The 17,633-nt window shown below is 64.8% G+C and carries 14 protein-coding genes and 1 tRNA gene; 7 read left to right on the top strand and 8 right to left on the bottom strand.

Translation table 11 applies throughout. From position 1 onward, the window contains the following. Positions 1–348 precede the first annotated feature (348 nt). Positions 349–434 (bottom strand) — tRNA-Leu (locus tag DV027_RS05725). Positions 435–494: 60 nt separating this feature from the next. On the opposite strand from DV027_RS05725, the gene lipB reads away from it, so the two are divergent. Next, entirely contained in the window at positions 495–1,187 is a 693-nt protein-coding gene (gene lipB, locus DV027_RS05720) for a lipoyl(octanoyl) transferase LipB (RefSeq protein ID WP_130730942.1), read from the top strand. A gap of 20 nt (positions 1,188–1,207) precedes the next feature. On the opposite strand, the gene DV027_RS05715 is transcribed toward lipB, so the two are convergent. Next, positions 1,208–1,834, bottom strand: a complete 627-nt coding sequence (locus tag DV027_RS05715; RefSeq protein WP_130730941.1) for a LolA family protein — start codon at positions 1,832–1,834, stop codon at positions 1,208–1,210. Then, positions 1,831–2,145 carry a BolA family protein gene (locus DV027_RS05710; RefSeq protein WP_130731034.1) on the bottom strand — a complete coding sequence of 105 codons (315 nt, stop codon included), beginning with the start codon at positions 2,143–2,145 and terminating at the stop codon, positions 1,831–1,833. Before DV027_RS05710 ends, DV027_RS05715 begins: the two co-directional genes overlap by 4 nt. A gap of 79 nt (positions 2,146–2,224) precedes the next feature. Between DV027_RS05710 and DV027_RS05705 the strand changes: the two genes are divergently transcribed. From DV027_RS05705 to DV027_RS05695, 3 genes are all read left to right on the top strand, one after another. After that, positions 2,225–2,854 carry a J domain-containing protein gene (locus DV027_RS05705; protein ID WP_130730940.1) on the top strand — a complete coding sequence of 210 codons (630 nt, stop codon included), beginning with the start codon at positions 2,225–2,227 and terminating at the stop codon, positions 2,852–2,854. Positions 2,855–2,975: 121 nt separating this feature from the next. Further along, positions 2,976–4,001: a cobaltochelatase subunit CobS gene (gene cobS / locus DV027_RS05700; protein WP_130730939.1), complete on the top strand. Its 1,026-nt coding sequence runs from the start codon at positions 2,976–2,978 to the stop codon at positions 3,999–4,001. 17 nt (positions 4,002–4,018) lie between these two features. Next, positions 4,019–5,914: a cobaltochelatase CobT-related protein gene (locus DV027_RS05695; protein WP_130731033.1), complete on the top strand. Its 1,896-nt coding sequence runs from the start codon at positions 4,019–4,021 to the stop codon at positions 5,912–5,914. A 52-nt stretch (positions 5,915–5,966) separates the two neighbouring features. On the opposite strand, the gene DV027_RS05690 is transcribed toward DV027_RS05695, so the two are convergent. Further along, positions 5,967–7,400 carry a pyridoxal phosphate-dependent decarboxylase family protein gene (locus DV027_RS05690; RefSeq protein ID WP_130730938.1) on the bottom strand — a complete coding sequence of 478 codons (1,434 nt, stop codon included), beginning with the start codon at positions 7,398–7,400 and terminating at the stop codon, positions 5,967–5,969. Between the two features lie 97 nt (positions 7,401–7,497). Continuing rightward, a complete protein-coding gene (locus tag DV027_RS05685; RefSeq protein WP_130730937.1) occupies positions 7,498–8,451 on the bottom strand; it encodes a bile acid:sodium symporter family protein in 954 nt (317 codons plus the stop codon). Between the two features lie 89 nt (positions 8,452–8,540). Here DV027_RS05685 and DV027_RS05680 point away from each other — a divergent pair, with 89 nt between their 5' ends. Continuing rightward, on the top strand, positions 8,541–9,479 hold the full coding sequence (locus DV027_RS05680) for a hypothetical protein (protein ID WP_130730936.1): 939 nt from the start codon (positions 8,541–8,543) through the stop codon (positions 9,477–9,479). Between the two features lie 160 nt (positions 9,480–9,639). Here the strand turns inward: DV027_RS05680 and mfd are convergent, their stop codons facing one another. Both mfd and DV027_RS05670 read right to left on the bottom strand, forming a co-directional pair. Continuing rightward, positions 9,640–13,122 (bottom strand): transcription-repair coupling factor, encoded by a 3,483-nt coding sequence (gene mfd / locus DV027_RS05675; RefSeq protein WP_130730935.1) that lies wholly within the window; start codon positions 13,120–13,122, stop codon positions 9,640–9,642. Continuing rightward, on the bottom strand, positions 13,119–13,430 hold the full coding sequence (locus tag DV027_RS05670; protein ID WP_130730934.1) for a succinate dehydrogenase assembly factor 2: 312 nt from the start codon (positions 13,428–13,430) through the stop codon (positions 13,119–13,121). The genes mfd and DV027_RS05670 overlap by 4 nt, the downstream gene beginning before the upstream one ends. 105 nt (positions 13,431–13,535) lie before the next feature. Here DV027_RS05670 and recG point away from each other — a divergent pair, with 105 nt between their 5' ends. After that, on the top strand, positions 13,536–15,683 hold the full coding sequence (recG, locus tag DV027_RS05665) for an ATP-dependent DNA helicase RecG (RefSeq protein WP_130731031.1): 2,148 nt from the start codon (positions 13,536–13,538) through the stop codon (positions 15,681–15,683). On the opposite strand, the gene acuR is transcribed toward recG, so the two are convergent. After that, entirely contained in the window at positions 15,622–16,356 is a 735-nt protein-coding gene (gene acuR / locus DV027_RS05660) for an acrylate utilization transcriptional regulator AcuR (RefSeq protein WP_242621747.1), read from the bottom strand. The genes recG and acuR overlap by 62 nt on opposite strands. Before the next feature lie 380 nt (positions 16,357–16,736). On the opposite strand from acuR, the gene DV027_RS18045 reads away from it, so the two are divergent. Further along, positions 16,737–17,423, top strand: coding sequence for a cold-shock protein (locus DV027_RS18045; protein WP_130730933.1), 687 nt, complete (start codon positions 16,737–16,739; stop codon positions 17,421–17,423). The last annotated feature ends 210 nt before the right edge of the window (positions 17,424–17,633 follow it).

Below are 17,633 nucleotides of genomic sequence, written 5' to 3'. Positions count from 1 at the left end.
ATGACAGGGATCAGGGTGTTGCCAGATGGGAAAGGATATAGCGTGCTTCATCAGGACCAAACATGATTTAAATCACTATTGCCATGCATCATCGCAAATGATGGCGTAATCGACATCATTTGTAACGTACGGGTCAGCCTGAACTGCTGTTCTGCGGGGTGTATGACCCTGCGGTAGAGTGAGGCACTCAATGAGGAAGAATTGTGACTTTTTTATGACATGAGCCTGAACGCCCTTCCCGCCCGGGAGTTGCAGGGAACAGACAATTTAAATTCCGTGCATACAAAAACACATCTGCCCCGCTGGGGTGATGTGTTTCATCTCGCATCAATTTTCAGGAAAAGTCAGTGGTGCGGCCAAGAAGACTCGAACTTCCACGGGGTTGCCCCCACAAGCACCTCAAGCTTGCGCGTCTACCATTCCGCCATGGCCGCAACGTGACAACGAGCATCGAGTGAGCGATACCGTCATGACGATGAATGGGCGTATAGCTGATGAAAGACGAGCGGGCAATGACCGAAAATGAATTTTTATGGAATAAAGCACCACAACAGGTGCCCTACCCCACCGCATTGGCTCAGATGGAGGCCCAGGCCCGTGGAATTCGGGCGGGTACTGCCCCCGAGCGCGTGTGGCTGCTCGAACATCCCCCCACATACACCGCCGGGACATCGGCAAGGGATTCGGACCTGTTCAACCCGCGTGGCTACCCCACCTACCCTGCCGGGCGTGGTGGGCAGTGGACCTATCACGGTCCCGGCCAGCGCGTGGCCTATGCCATGCTCGACCTGACCCGCCCGCGTGCCATGGTGCCCCCGCGCGACCTGCGGGCCTATGTTCATGCGCTGGAGGAATGGATCATCCGCACCCTCGCCCGCTTTGGGGTGACGGGAGAGCGCCGCGCCGAGCGTATTGGCGTGTGGGTGGTCGACCCCGCCACGGGGCGGGAGGAAAAGATCGCGGCGATTGGCGTGCGGGTCTCACGCTGGGTGAGCTGGCATGGAATCGCGATCAATGTTGACCCCGACCTGAGCGATTTTGGCGGAATCGTGCCCTGTGGCATCAGCGAATACGGCGTGACCAGCCTGGCCAAACTGGGCAAGCGGGTCAGCATGGAGGACGTGGATACCGCGCTGGCCGAGACATGGGAATCCTGCCTCGGCCCGATTCGTGGCGCGCGGGAGTAAGGCCGCGCGCCGTCCTGCGGTCAATTACTGGAGCTGAGGGTAAACATTGCGTCAGGCCAGGCCTGCCCGCTGACCGTGGTATCGGTCAGGTCAAGGCGGATGTGCTGGCGTTCCACGTCGGTCATTTCAATGACCAGCAGCGACAGCTTGCCCCCGATATCCGCGAATCCGAGGGTCAGGATGCCCTGCGATTCGCTATCGCGCCGCCCCAGTGAGACCTGCAGGCTGTTCTGCCCGTGCTGCACCGCTGTGACCGCAATCTGGCCAGACAGGTGCACCGGCTGGTCAAGCAGCAGGCCGAGCGGCTGGCGGCCAAGCGACATGCGGGTGACCGATTCGCGCCGGTGATCGACAAACAGCAGGTGCCCGTTCGCTGCCACCAGCTTCATCGAGCCCGGCGTGGCATAATCCAGCCGCAGGCGGCCGGGGTCATAATGCATGACCCCCTGCCCCTTGCCGCCATCGGGCCAGGTCTGCACGAAATTGGCCTGCAACCCGCGTGAGGTGTTGAGGTAGGTCTCGACGCGGGCGATGTCATCGGCCTGATTGGGTGATGTGGTGGCAGGCGTGCCCGCGCAGGCGGCGAGCAGCGTGAGTAGGCCGCCCATCATCAGCCGCCGCGTGGCGAAGGGAAAGGCGGGTTTCATGCCGTGGCCATCCGCGCCTGCTCGGCGGGCGTGCGCAGCACGAGCGAGAGCGCATGCATGCCACCCGCGAATTCACCCGCCAGCAGCTCATGCACCAGCCGCGAGCGCTGCACGCGGCCCACGCCCTCGAAGGCGGGGCTGACGATCAGCACGTTATAGTGACTTTCACCTGCCTGCACGCCGTTGTCGCGCACATGCACGTGGTGGGCGTGGCGGGCACTGTCATCGTGGATGGTGAGTTCCACCGGGGCGAGGTGTTCGCGTATGATGCGGTCGATCCGTCCGGCCCGGCCGGTTGCGTGCTGTTCCATTGGCGGCTCCATGATAGCGGGATCATTCATTGCACAGCTTCGCTCTTGCACGAAGCATGGACAGGCGCACATAACGGGAATGATGAAGAGAAGGAACACCCGGCACCGCGCCTTTGACCCCGATCCCGATGCGCCGGATCGCTGCTGCGACATGCATGGCTGCGACCAGCCCGCAGGCTACCGGGCCCCGCGCTCGCGTGATGCGTTGAACAAGTATTTCTGGTTCTGCCTTGAACATGTGCGTGAATACAATTCACGGTGGGACTATTACCGCGGCATGTCGCCCGGCCAGATCGAGGCGCATATCCGCGCCGATGCCTCATGGGACCGTCCTTCATGGAAGCTGGGCCAGGGCAGCGCCGCCCGCGCGTTCAGCGAGGATGACGTGATCGACCCGCTCGACCTGCTCAGGGGGGCGGCCAAGGCACGCGCGCGCAGCCGTGCGCGCCGCCAGCAGGATGTGGACCGCCGGGTCGGCGCGCCGCCCGCGCTGCGCTATCCGCTTGGCGTGCTCGACCTGGGCTGGCCCGTGTCGATGGAGGAACTCAAGACCCGCTACAGGCAGCTTGCCCGCCAGCACCACCCCGATGCCAATGGCGGCGATCGCAACGCGGAAGAGCGCTTCAAGGGCATCAATCTCGCCTACACCACGGTGCGCGCCCATCTGGTGGCCACCAGCGGGCATGAGGATGCGGCCCGGCGCGCCTGAAACGGGCCGCGCCATCATATGGCCGATCTGTTACAGATATGTTTATACTCAAGGCCCGATATGCCGCCCTGCGCTGTCATGGTGGGCCCTAACAGACGAAGTGACGGACGAGATAAAGCAGATGAACGAACCAGCAGACCTGACAACTGCCGCCGTGGATGCAAGCGGCACGCCACTCCCCGCCATTTCGGCCGTCAATGCGCCTGACCTGCAGGTTTCGGCACGCGATGTGTTCGGCATCGACAGCGACATGAAGGTGCCTGCCTTCTCGGTGCGCACGGATCATGTGCCCGATATCGACCCGTCGTACAAATTCGACCACGACACCACGCTGGCCATCCTGGCGGGGTTTGCCTTCAACCGCCGCGTCATGGTGCAGGGCTATCATGGCACCGGCAAGTCATCGCATATCGAGCAGGTCGCCGCCCGCCTCAACTGGCCGAGCGTGCGCATCAACCTCGACAGCCACATCTCGCGCATCGACCTGATCGGCAAGGATGCGATCGTGCTCAAGGATGGCCAGCAGATCACCGAATTCCGCGAGGGCCTGCTGCCGTGGGGCCTTCAGCACCCCTGCGCGCTGGTGTTTGATGAATATGATGCCGGCCGCCCCGATGTGATGTTCGTGATCCAGCGCGTGCTTGAGGTGGAAGGCCACCTGACGCTGCTCGACCAGAACCGCGTGATCCGCCCGCATCCCTTCTTCCGCCTGTTCGCCACGGCCAACACGGTGGGCCTGGGCGATACGACGGGCCTGTATCATGGCACGCAGCAGATCAACCAGGGCCAGATGGACCGCTGGAACATCGTGACCACGCTCAACTACCTGCCCCACGCGCAGGAAACCGCCATCGTGCTGGCCAAGATGGGCATCGACCCCAAAAAGGACGAAGCGGGCCGCAAGCGGGTGGAAAGCATGGTGGCGTTGGCCGACCTCACGCGCTCGGGCTTCATCGCGGGTGACATTTCCACCGTCATGTCGCCGCGCACGGTCATCAGCTGGGCGGAAAACTTCCGTATTTTCAACGATCTTGCCTTCGCCTTCCGCGTTACCTTCCTCAACAAGTGCGATGAGGCGGAGCGCCCCACGGTGGCGGAATATTACCAGCGCTGCTTCAACGCCAGCCCGCTGGCGCCACGGGGCTGATGACAGGGCAGGCACGCATGCGCGAGAACCGGAAAAACACCCCCGCCCCGCAGGCCGAGGATGAAGCCCGCACCGCCGAGCGCTTCAAGCGCGCCACGGTTGGCGCCGTGCGGGCCGTGGGTGGGCAGGCCCAGACCGAGGTCTCGTTCCTCAATGGCCCCGTGCCTTCCGGCGTGTCGGTTACCGGCACGCATGTGCGCCTGCCCCACCCCTCGCGCCGCATGACCGGGGCGGAAATGACCCGCATGCGCGGTGCGGCCGATGCCGCGGCCCTGCGCCTGCGCCATCACAATGCACCCCTGCATGAAAGTGCCCGCCCGCCCGCGGGTGAAGCACGCGAAGTGTATGACATGCTCGAGCAGGCCCGGGTGGAAAGTCTTGGCGCGCGGCACATGGCCGGGGTGGCCGCCAATCTTGATGCCCGCCTGGCGCAGGAATGCGCCGATATGGGCCTTGACCGCCTGCCCAGCCACACAAAGCTGCCTACGCCCTTCGCGCTGGGGCTGCTGGCGCGCGAGCGCATGTCGGGCCATCCGGTGCCGCAATCCATGCATGACCTGATGGCGCGCTGGGCCGAGGATCTGCCGCCCGCTGCCCGCCGCGCCCTTGATGAGATGGCGGCACGCCAGGACAGCCAGCAGGAATTTGCCCAGGCCGCGCGCCGGCTGCTCATGGCGTGTGATCTGCTCCAGCAGGAAACCACGCCCGAGGAAGAGGCGGATGACGGCACGAGCGATGCCGAGGCCGCCAGTAGCGATGACGAGGAACCCGCTGACGACACCACCCCCGATGCCCAGGAGGACGGCCCGGAGGAGGATGACAGCAACCAGCCCATGCAGATGTCGCAGGGCACCGGCGCCAGTGATGACGAACCCGATGATGGCGAGCAGGGTGGCTCGGCCAGCGGGTCGGAAGAAGCCGGTGGCCCGGCCGAGGGGGAAGCGGAGGAAGCGGAGCCGCAGCGCGGCTATCATGCCTTCACCACCGTTTATGACGAGGAAATCGCCGCCGAGGATCTGTGCGACGCGGAAGAACTGTTCCGCCTGCGCCAGACGCTCGACCAGCAGCTTGTCAGCATGCAGGGCGTGGTGTCCAAGCTGGCCAACCGCCTGCAGCGCAAGCTCATGGCGCAGCAGACCCGCGCGTGGGAGTTCGACCTTGAGGAAGGCATGCTCGATGCCGGGCGGCTTTCGCGCATCGTGGTCAATCCCATGCTCTCGCTGTCCTACAAGCGCGAGCGTGACATGGATTTCCGCGATACGGTGGTCACGCTCCTGATCGATAATTCAGGTTCCATGCGTGGCCGCCCCATCTCGGTGGCCGCCATGTGCGGCGATATCCTGGCCCGCACGCTCGAGCGCTGCGCGGTGAAGGTGGAAGTGCTCGGCTTCACCACCCGTGCATGGAAAGGTGGCCGCAGCCGCGAGGCGTGGGTGCAGGCGCACAAGCCCGAAAACCCGGGGCGGCTGAATGACCTGCGCCATATCATCTACAAGGCGGCCGACATGCCGTGGCGGCGCGCGCGGCGCAACCTTGGCCTGATGCTGCGCGAGGGGCTGCTCAAGGAAAACATTGATGGCGAGGCCCTGCTCTGGGCCCAGCGCCGCCTTGCCGCCCGCCCGGAAGGCAGGCGCATCCTGATGGTGATTTCCGATGGTGCGCCGGTGGATGACAGCACGCTGTCCGCCAATCCTGGCTCCTACCTCGAGAACCACCTGCGCGAGGTCATTGCCCATATCGAGACGCGCACCAGCACCGAACTGCTGGCCATCGGCATTGGCCATGACGTGACGCGCTATTACCGTCGCGCCGTGACCATTACCGACCCCGAGGAACTCGGCGGCACGATGATGAAGAAGCTGTCCGAACTGTTTGGCGAGGAAGCGGCGCGGGGGGCGCGCCGTCAACGCTGAAGGCCATCGGCTCCCCTGCCCCGCGCCGTGTCTGGCGCGGGGATTCTTTTTTTCAGGCGGCGACCAGTCTGCGGTCGGCGAGTTCGAGCAGCGCATCGAGCATGCGGTCAACATCCGCAGTGGTGGTGCGGTGGTTGACGATGGCCGCCCGCACGGCCTTGTGCCCGTTGATGATGGTGGTGGACGGCGCCGCAATCCCGCTTTCATGCAGGTCTTTCACCACCTCGCCATTGAAGTGGTCCAGATCCTCCACGGGGGCGATGATGCGGAAGCACACGATGTTCAGGGTCACGGGTGCGAGCAGTTCCAGCCGCGGGTTGGCCTCGACACGGGCAGCGAGGTGGCGGGCGATGGCGCAGCAATTGGCAATCATGTCGCCCATGCCATCGGCGCCATAGGTGCCCAGCGTCATCCACACTTTCAGCGCCCTGAACCCGCGTGACAGGTCGGGGCCGAGGTCGCAGTACCACGGGCCATTGGTGGCAAGGCCGCGGTCCTCGCGTGCAAGATAGGCGCGGGACTGGGCAAAAGCGTCAACCTGGGCACCGGGGCGGCGGACAAGGATGCAGCCCGCATCGTACTGCACCTGTGCCCATTTATGGAAGTCAAAGGCCACGCTATCGGCCCGTTCCAGCCCGCGCAGCATGGGCCGCAGCGTGTCGGACAGCATGGCCAGCGCGCCAAATGCGCCATCGACATGAAACCAGATATCCTCACGCGTTGCGATGTCGGCCAGCGTGTTCAGGTCATCAATCGCGCCGGTATCCACCGTGCCAGCCGTGCCGATCACGATAAACGGCTCAAGCCCTGCCGCCCGGTCGCGGGCAATGGCCTGCTCGAGTGCGGGCAGGACCATGCGGTTGTGTTCATCCACCGGAATCACGCGCAGGCTGTCCGTGCCCAGCCCGGTCAGGTCGAAGGCGCGCGAAATGCAGCCATGGGCCGTGGCGGCGGCATAGCCCACCAGCCTGCGGCTGCCCACGCCCGCGGCCCGCATTTTCAGCCCGTCGGGCACGGCGCGGCTGGCGGTGATGACGGCAATCATGTTGGCCATGGAGGAGCCGGTAACCAGCAGCCCCGTTGTCTCGGCGGGAAAGCCGCACATCTCGGCGGCCCAGCGGATCACCTCGCGCTCGACCTCGATGGGCGCATGGTCGCGGCCGCCGCAATTGGCATTCAGCCCCCCCACCAGCAGTTCCGACAGCATGCCCACCGCCGTGCCGCCGCCATGCACCCAGCCCATGAAGCCGGGGTGCACGTTGCCGGTGGAATAGGGTTCAACCAGTTCGCGAAAGCGGGCGTAAAGTTCTTCCGGCGGAGTGGGCGCGTGCGGCAGGCCGGTGTGCAACTGCGCGCGCAGGGCGGGTGGCATGGGCTGCCACACCGGGCGCTCGCGCAGGGTGGACAGGCGGTCCATCATGTCATCGACCATCTGGTGGCCCAAGGCCCGCAGCGCATCCCAGTTATCCGGGTCCAGTCCTGTCATCTCTCTCCACCATTTCGTGCGGTTGTCATGCCCGGCGGGCATTATCGGCCTGCCTACATACCGGGCCGGGCCGCCATGCGCGAGGGGGTAGATTAGGTCAATCCTTCTTCCCGGTCCCAAAACGCCGTGCCAGCGTGGCGCAGGCAAAAAGCTGGATCTGGTGGTAGATCATGAGCGGCAGCACGATCAGCCCCACCTCGGTGGGGGCGAACAGCACGCTGGCAATCGGCACGCCTGATGCCAGCGACTTCTTGGAACCACAGAACAGGATGGCGATCCTGTCCGCCCGCGCAAAGCCACCCGCGCGCCCGACCAGCAGGGTCAGCCCCAGCACCAGGGCCAGCAGCCCCGCATCGGCCAGCACCACCCGGCCAAGCTGGCTGGCAGGCAGGCGGTGCCACAGTCCCTGCGTCACCGCTTCGCTGAAGGCGGTATAGACCACCACCAGGACTGACCCCCGGTCGGAAAAGGAAAGCAGCTTCTTATGCCGGTGCGCCCAGGCCCCGATCCGGGGCTGAAGGGCCTGCCCGGCGATGAAGGGCACGAGCAGCTGCCCCACGATGGGCATGATCCCGCCGCCGCCCCCGCTGGCATGGCGGCTGAACACGATGCCCACCAGCACGGGCGTTATGAAAATGCCCAGTATGTTCGACAGTGTTGCCGAACAGATGGCCGCCGCCACGTTGCCGCGTGCAATCGAGGTGAACGCGATGGAGGACTGCACGGTGGAGGGCAGGCAGCACAGGAACAGCAGGCCTGTCCACATCGGGGCATCAAGCAGGCGCGGAAAGGCCGCATGCAGGCCCATGCCAAGCAGCGGAAACATGACGAACGTGCACAGCACGATGGCGAGGTGGATGCGCCACCCGGTCAGTCCCTCCACCACCGCCCGGCGCGACAGGCGCGCGCCCTGGAGGAAAAACATATTCGCGATCATGATGATGGCGAGGATATTGAACACCCTCACCCCTACACCGCGGCAGGGCAGCACGCTGGCCATGCCAACGGTGGCCAGCAGGCATAGCAGGAAGGAATCAAGTTTGCGGAGCATGGTGGAGGAGATAGCCTGATGCTATGGGGATGATGCGGAAATTATACCGGATTGCATCCGCCGCCTATTCACGCCAACTTGTACTGCAAATGAAAAAAATATCCATCATCACCACGGTCCTTGCCGCCCTGTCATGCGTGGGTTCGGCGCAGGCCACGACCCTGCCCGACACCTGCGCCAGCGCGCAGCTTGCCAGTAGCAGCCAGCCGCATGGCAACAACACGCTTGCTGGCCATAACTACGACCTGGCCCTGGCGGGAGACGTGCACCAGACCTTTCACGCAGGTGATATCACGGCCAGCGGCACGGGACTGGGGGCGCAGGCCCTGCGCGATATGGAGGACGTGGCCTCGCTCGTGCTGCTGGCCACCCTGACCGGCCACCATTCGCAGGGCTGCGCACAGGATTATTTCGTCTCCGCCGCAACGCCCATCATGGACGGGCTGCGCACGGGCCGCAGCTATGACCTGATCTGGCAGGATGGGCTGCTGAGCAGCGGGGAGACGAAGCTCTCCTTCCATCGCGCGCATCTGCACCTTGCCGGTGCCAAAGGCGACACCGCCCCCGCCACCCTCACGCTTGATACGCAGGGCCTTGGCATAGCCGGCTCGCACAACACGCTTCTGGTCAATGCCCTGCCCCAGCAGGCCACGGCCAATGCCTCGGTGCCCAGCGCATCACTCGTGCCGCTTGCCGCAGCCATTACCGGCCACCCGAGCGAGACGGTCATGGTGCCGCTGCATGTCTCATCACTCACCGCCCAGCGCGGCGCCATGCAGATTACCGGCAATGGCGATGCCAGCCTTACCGGCAATACCGATGCGTCATCAGCCAATGGCCATATTCAGGTGCAGAACCTTGATGCCGTGATCGAGACCCTGCGCAACGCGGGCCAGACCCGGGCCAGTGCAGCCCTGGTCCTGGCCAAGCTGTTTGGCCACAAATCGGCCTCGGGCGGAACGGGGTGGGATGTGAGCTGGGCGGGCGGCGTCATGACCGTCAATCACATTCCACTGCCCATTCGCTAAAGGGCATCAAACCCCCTTAAATGGATCAGAAACCTGACAGACTGCTTTGGCCTGTCAGGTTTTTTTTGTGAACGGACACCGACTGAAAGAAGTGTCTGGCGAAGCTTTTTTCAAAAAGCTTCAGAGAGGGGTGCTTTTGTAAGAAAAAGGCACCCCGTTTTCAGGCCGAAACGCCTGCCTCCTCATGCACCATCCGCACCAGCGCGCCGAGCACCTTGCGGGCCTGCGTAATGCGCTGGGCGTTGGTCATCTCGCGTATGATCGCAAGCTTGTGGTCGGGCCGGAGGCGTACATTGGCTTCCTTCTGCCGGGCGATCCATGCCACCAGCCCCGCCGGGTTGGCGAAGGTATTGCCCCGGAACTGGATGACCATGCCCTTGGGGCCTGCTTCCAGCCGTTCCACGCCCGCCTCGCGGCACAGGCGCTTGAGTGTCACCACGTCCAGCAGGTTGCGCACCTCATCGGGCAGCGTGCCGAAGCGGTCAACCAGTTCGGCTTCCATCGCCTCGACCTCGGCATCATTGGCCAGGGCCGCGATGCGGCGGTACAGGCCAAGGCGCACCGGCAGGTCGGTCACGTAGCTGTCGGGTATGAGCACCGGCAGGCCAAGGATGATGTTGGGCGTCCAGTCGCGGTCCTGCAGCTTGCGCCGTCCCTTCTCGGTGCGCAGGTCGGCCACGGCATCCTCGAGCATCTGCTGGTACAGCTCGATGCCCACTTCACGGATATGACCCGACTGCTCATCACCCAGCAGGTTACCCGCCCCGCGCAGGTCAAGGTCGTGCGAGGCCAGCGTAAAGCCCGCGCCCAGCGTATCGAGCGTCTGCATCACTTCCAGCCGCTTCTGGGCTGCGGCCGAGAGCACATGCGTCTGCGGCCAGGTCAGGTAGGCATAGCCGCGCTGCTTGCCGCGCCCCACGCGCCCGCGCAGCTGGTAGAGCTGGCCCAGGCCAAACATGTCGGCACGGTGGATGATGAGCGTGTTGACTGCGGGCATGTCCAGCCCGCTTTCCACGATATTGGTGGAGAGCAGGATGTCGTATTTGCCATCGCTGAACTCGGTCATCACCTGTTCCAGCTCGGTTGGTGTCAGGCGACCATGGGCCTGCGCCAGCCGGGCGTCGGGCACGATCTCGTGCAGGCGGGTGGCCATGCGGTCGAGGTCCTCGATGCGCGGCACCACGCAGAACACCTGCCCGCCGCGGAAGCGCTCGCGCTGGATCGCCTCGCGGATCACCACACTGTCAAACGGCATGATGAAGGTGCGCACCGCCAGCCGGTCGGTGGGCGGGGTTGCGATCAGGCTCATCTCGCGCACGCCGGTCAGGGCCAGTTGCAGCGTGCGCGGCAGCGGCGTGGCCGAAAGCGTGAGCACATGCACGTCCTCGCGCAGGGCCTTGAGCTTTTCCTTGTGGGCCACGCCAAAATGCTGCTCTTCATCCACGATCAGCAGGCCAAGATCGGCAAACTTCACGGTCTTGGCCAGCAGGGCGTGGGTGCCGATGACGATATTGACCGTGCCATCGGCCAGGCCCTTGCGCACGGCGGTGGCTTCCTTGCCCGTGACCATGCGCGAAAGCTGCGCCACATTGACCGGAAGCCCCGCAAAGCGGGCGGAGAACGTGCGGTAATGCTGGCGGGCCAGCAGCGTAGTCGGCACCACCACCGCCACCTGCGCGCCCGACATGGCGGCAACGAAGGCGGCGCGTAGCGCCACTTCGGTCTTGCCAAAGCCCACGTCGCCACATACCAGCCGGTCCATCGGCTTGCCTGAGGCCATGTCGTCGAGCACATCGGCAATGGCGCGGGACTGGTCCTCGGTCTCGATGAAGAGGAAGCGGGCGCAGAATTCATCCCACAGCCCTTCTTCAGGCGTCAGCGCCGGGGCTTCACGCAGGGCGCGTGCGGCTGCGGTGCGGATGAGTTCGCCCGCCATGTCGCGGATGCGCTGCTTCATCTTCGCCTTGCGCGACTGCCACGACACGCCGCCAAGCTTGTCGAGCGCCACATGCGCCTGGTCGGAGCCGAAGCGGCTGAGCAGTTCAATGTTCTCGACGGGCAGGAACAGCTTCTCGTTGCCATCATAGATCAGGCGCAGGCAGTCATGCGGCGCGGTGCCTACGCCAATGGTCTCCAGCCCGTCATAGCGGCCAATGCCGTAATCCTGATGGACGATCAGGTCGCCTTCCGCGATCTCGGAGGCTTCGGATATGAACTGGTCCGCCTTCTTGCGCCGCCGGGGCGGGCGCGAGATCCGCTCGCCCAGCAGGTCCTGCTCGGAAATGAAGGCGAAGTTATCGGCAACGAACCCGCGCTCCAGCCCCAGCGTCAGCAGCCCTACCGTGCCGGGCTTGAGCTTCTGCGCCTCTTTCCATGTGGCAAAGGTCTGCACCGGCAGGCGGTATTCGCGCAGCAGCACGCCAATGCGCTCGCACGAGCCGCGCGTCCAGGCCGTGACATAGGCGCGCCTGCCGGTCTGCGCCCATTCCTCAACCCGCGCATGCAGCATGGGGAAGACGTTCTCGCGCCCCTCGGTCACGGTCTTGGCAAACATCTGGCCGGGCCTGCCGCCCGCATCCATGCCCGGCGCGCCATCGGGCTGGGCGAATGGCATGAACACCACGGCCTTCCTGCCCGCAATCATCGCATCCCAGCCCTTGCGGTCGAGATACATCAGGTGCGGCGGCAGCGGGCGGTAGGGCACCTCGCCTTCCCGCGTGGGCTGTTTGCGGGCGTCGTAATGATCGGTGATCATTTCCAGCCGGGTCGCCAGCACCTCCTCGGCCTGGTTGGCGAGCGAGATGGTGACACCGGGCAGGTAGTCCACCAGCGTTTCCATCTGTTCATGGAACAGGGGCAGCCAGTGCTCCATGCCCGCATGCCGCCTGCCATCCGATATGTGCTGGTACAGCGGGTCATTGGCGGCAGCCGGGCCAAACAGGTCACGCCAGCCGGTGCGAAAGCGCGAGATGGATGCGGGATCAAGGCTGAAATCGGCCACCGGGCGCATGGTCAGGCTGTCGATCTTCGCCGTCGAGCGCTGGGTGCCGGGGTCGAAGCGGCGGATGTTTTCCACCTCGTCACCAAACAGGTCGAGGCGCACGGGCTCGGCCTCGCCTGCGGGGAAAATATCAAAAATGCCGCCACGGGTGGCGAACTCGCCCTGCTCCATCACCGTATCGGTGCGGTTGTAGCCATGGGCGATGAGCAGTTCCATCAGGAAGGGCGCATCAAGGCTTTCGCCCGCCCTGATGGTGATCGACTGCCCCGCAAAGGCCGCGCGCGGGGCCACGCGCTGGATGGCGCCCATCACCGTGGTCAGCACGATGCGCGGCGTTGTCGCCTTTTCCAGCAGGCGGGTCAGGGTTGCCACCCGCTCCGCGATGATGGCGGGGTTGGGGGAGACACGGTCATACGGCAGGCAGTCCCAGCCCGGAAAGCGGAGGATTTCCGCCCCGGGTGCGACAAAGGCCAGCTGGTCTGCAATGCGCGCCATGGAGGCATCATCACGGCACACATGCAGCACGGGGCCTTCGTTCTCGCCCAGGCGGCGGGCGAGCAGGAAGGCGTCATACCCATCCGGCACGCCCCAAACGGGAACGGGCGCGCCGGGTGCGAGCGAGAAACCTGCCGTATCGTTCATTTTCCGCCCCGGATTGCGGCAAGGCGGGCGGGATCGGTGGCATCGGCCATGATCTGCTGCATCATGGGCGTGTTGAGTTCAGGCGGCACCGGGCGGCGGCCGCTCAGCCAGTCGGCCAGGTCGGCATCGGGCAGGTCCATCACCGCTTCAAGCGCGTCGAGTTCGGCCTCGGTCATGCCCTCGAGCCGGGGGGCGACGAACCCGCCGATCAGCACGTCGGTTTCATGCGTGCCGCGATGCGTCGCGCGGTAATAGATCTTGCGCCGCCGCGTATCGAGGCGGGAGAGATCAGGCGTTCTGGCTTCCATTGCGTTCCACCCCTGTATGGTTGTGTTTTGTTCCGTAACGCAGGTGTCCTATAGCCCTCATGCGGGCATATGTCAGCCCGCATGACAAGCATGCCACCCCGCAGGATGAACCGCCGCGTGTCCGATACCCCACCCCCGCCCGCCAATTCCCTTCTCGCCCCGCTGCTTGCGGGGATTGAAAGCCTGCAGGGCGTGAAACCGGCCACAGCAAAGCTGCTGGCGCGGGTGGCCGGGGGCGCGCGCGTGATCGACCTGCTGTTCCACCTGCCGGAATCGGTAGTGGACCGGCGCTACCGCCCTACCCTGCGCGCGGCGGAAACCGGGCGGGTATGCACGCTGCTGGTCACGATCACGCGCGTGGTGCCCCCTGCCCCCGGTGGTGGCCGGGGCAAGCGGCCGTGGCGCGTGGTGGTGAGCGATGGCACGGCGGAGGCAGAACTGGTGTTCTTCTCCCCCCATCAGGTGCGCAGGCTTGAGGCCGGGCAGAACATTGCCGTATCGGGCACGCTGGAGCGCTTTGGGGAGCGGCTGAACATGGCCCACCCCGACTATCTGGTGCCGCAGGCCAGGCTTGCTGAAATTCCGCTGCTCGACCCGGTCTGGCCGCTTACGGCGGGGCTGTTTCCAAGCCAGGTGCGCAGCGCCATCCGGGCGGCGTTCGAGGTGTTTCCCGCCCTGCCGGAATGGCAGGATGCCAGCGTGCTGGCGCAGCGCAAATGGCCCGGCTTCGAGCAGGCGCTGCGCACGCTGCACCGGCCATCTGACTTCCCCGACCTGATGGAGGGCGAGGCGCTGGTAGGGGCGTCCGAGCGGGCACGGGCACGGCTTGCATGTGATGACCTGCTGGCCCAGCAGGTTGCCATGGCGCAGGCGCGCAGGCTCAACCGCCTGCGGCCGGGACGCAGCATCGTGAGTGATGGCAGCCTGCGCGCGGTGGCGCTGTCACGCTTTGGCCATGAGCCTACCACGGCCCAGACCCGTACGCTGGCCGAGATCGATGCCGACCTTGCCGCCCCGCGCCAGATGACGCGCCTGCTGCAGGGTGACGTGGGCGCGGGCAAGACGCTGGTGGCGCTGCTGGCCATGCTGGGCGCGGTTGAGGCTGGCCACCAGGCGGCCCTGATGGCGCCGACCGAAATTCTGGCCCGCCAGCATCTGGCCACGTTTGAAAAACTCTCCCCCGTGCCGGTGGCCTTCCTTAGCGGCAGCGTAAAAGGCAAGGCCCGGCGCGAGGCCCTGGCCCGCATTGCCGATGGCACGGCCCGGCTGGTGATCGGCACCCACGCCCTGTTTCAGGAAAGCGTGGTGTTTCATGACCTGGCGCTGGCCGTCATTGACGAGCAGCACCGTTTTGGCGTGGAGCAGCGCGCCATGCTGGGCGAGAAAGGCCACCAGACCGATGTTCTGGTCATGACCGCCACCCCCATCCCCCGCTCGCTGCTGCTGACCCAGTGGGGCGACATGCTGGTCAGCCGGCTGGATGTAAAGCCCGCGGGCCGTAAGCCGGTGCGCACCTCGCTGCATGCGCTCTCGGCCATGGACGACCTGCTGGCGGGGCTTGAGCGGGCGCTGGCGCGGGGGGCGCGCATTTTCTGGGTGTGCCCGCTGGTGAGCGAGAGCGAAACCGTTGACATTGCCGCAGCCGAGGCCCGGCATCATGCCCTTGCCGCCCATTTTGGGCCTGATGCCGTGGGGCTGGCGCACGGCCAGCAGGATATTGCCCTGCGCGAGCAGGCCATTGCCGATTTTGCCGCCGGGCGCACGCGCATCCTTGTCGCCACTACCGTGATCGAGGTAGGGGTGGATATTCCTGATGCCACGGTGATGGTGATCGAGCATGCCGAGCGCTTTGGCCTGGCGCAGCTGCACCAGTTGCGCGGGCGCGTGGGGCGTGGGCAGGCGGAATCCTATTGTCTTCTGCTGCATGACAGCGCGCTCGGCCAGACCGCGCGGCGCAGGCTGGCGCTATTGCGCGAGACGGAAGATGGCTTCCTTATCGCTGATGAGGATTTCCGCCTGCGTGGCGGCGGCGATCTGACCGGCAGGCGCCAGTCCGGCCTGCCTGACCTGCGGCTGGCCAGCCCGCTTCATGTCGACATGCTGCTCAGGCTTGCAGCACAGGATGCCCGCAGGCTGGTCGATACCCCGCCGGACAAGGCACCCCCCGCCCTGCGCGGGCGCAGGCAGGCTGTCAGTTTGTTGCTTGAACTGTTTGCCCGGGCGCAGGCTGTGCGGGCGATACGCGCGGGGTAGCGGGTGGCTGGCACGCGGGCGGCTTGACGCCCAGGGCCCCTGCTGCCTGCGCCATGTAGAACGTGGTGAACAGGTCCAGCGGTTCGGGCGCATGCTCCATGCGGGCACGCAGCACGGCACCTTCCCACCCGATCCAGAAATAGCGGGCAAGCTGCATGCAGGTGCGCTTCTGCCCGGCGGTGGCCCGCGTGCCGAAGCCTGCGAGCAGGCAGGCGCTCACGCGCTTTTCCCACCCGTGCAGGATCGTGAGCAGGAGTCCATGGAACGAATCGGGCAGCATTTCGATTTCCTGCCCCAGGTTGCCGATCAGGCAGCCCCGGCGGAAACCGTGATTGTGCATGCTGCCGCGCACGTCATGCACGAAGTTGAGCAGGCGCTGCAGCGGGGGCGTATCTGGCTCCTGCAGCCACAGGTCCAGCCTGGCGTTGAAAGACCTGGCGTAGTCCTCGATCAGGACCTGCCCGAAGTCTTCCTTGCTGCTGAAGCAGTAGTAGAACGACCCTTTCGAGATGCCGGTGGCGTGCAGCACGTCATCCACGCAGGTGGCGGAAAAGCCTTTTTCTGTCAATAAATCAACGCCTGCGCGGACCAGCATGGCGCGTGTACCCTCGGGTGCGCGGGCGGTCTTGGGCGGTCGGCCCCGACCGCGCCGGGGGGGTGGTGTATCGGGCATGGCGTTTTTTCTTATCTCTGCAAGGGGGGCAAATATATCAGGGATATGTGTCGATAATGTGCGACTGCGTCTAGAAATCAAGCACAATTGTGCATTTAATTTATATCTTTGCGTCCTCCCTTTTTGCATTCCTGCCCCTCACAAACAGGTCAGGATGAAAATTGGTGTGGCAACCAAAGGCGGGAATATGCTTTGGTGTTGTTGATGCCGATGCGATTTATGCTAGGGTCACCGTAGGATGGAAAAAGTTTTCCTGAGCCCGCCGCCGCCTAAACCCCGGCCCAAGGTCAGACAGACCAGAACCCATCCTGCAAACGTGCTTTCATTCGGTGGTGTTCCACAACGGAACATCCGCCACCTAGACCTCGGGATTACGACCGTTGAGAAGTAACAGGACCGACCGCAGCTCCCGCTCCCCGCGCCGCGGCGGGTTTGACGATGATTTCATGTCGTCGCCTTCATTTGGTGATCGCGGCGCCCCGCCGCCGCGCCGCTCCTTTGGTGGTGGAGGTGGTGGTCCCCAGATCGTCGCATCCGGGCCGGAGATCAGCGCCACTGTAAAGTGGTTCAATAGCGAAAAGGGCTTCGGCTTCGTTGAGCTGTCCGATGGTTCGGGTGACGTGTTCCTGCACGCCAATGCCCTGAACCCCACCGGGCATGCCACGGTTGCGCCGGGCACCACGCTGGTTGTGCAGATCGGTCAGGGCCCCAAGGGCCGCCAGGTCGCCGGCGTCCTTTCCGTTGATGAGAGCACGGCACAGCCCGAGCGCCCCCGTGGCGGTGGCTTTGGCGCAGCCGCTCCCGGTGCGCGCGCTGGCTTCTCGCGCTCCGGTCGCCCTGCCCCTGACCTGTCGCATGCGCAGGACATGCGCGGCACGGTCAAGTGGTACAACGCGACCAAGGGCTTCGGCTTCATCACGCCCGAGAATGGCGGCAAGGACATCTTTGTCCACGCTTCTGCCCTTGAGCGTTCGGGCCTGTCCGGCCTGACGGAAGGCCAGACGGCAAACGTGCAGGTTGTTGAAGGCCAGAAAGGCCCCGAAGCAGCCGCCCTGTCGGTCGACTGAATACTTTCCCCTACCCCACGCCAGCTTAAGGCTGGCGTGGGTGGGTGAATAAATAAAAACAGGGCCATCCCATAAGGGACGGCCCTGTTTTTGTTGGTATTCCAGCCTTGGTTCCGATGAGGCGTTGCGAAATGCAGAGCGTGTCAAAAGGTTGAAGCTTTCTGAAAAAAGCTTCACCAAAAAACTTCTGATTTTTTGTCAGCCCGTTTT

This window comes from Komagataeibacter xylinus, from assembly GCF_004302915.1.
Lineage (GTDB): Bacteria > Pseudomonadota > Alphaproteobacteria > Acetobacterales > Acetobacteraceae > Komagataeibacter > Komagataeibacter xylinus_C.
Note: the sequence above shows the minus strand (reverse complement) of the source record. Positions and strands in the feature narration are given on the sequence as shown.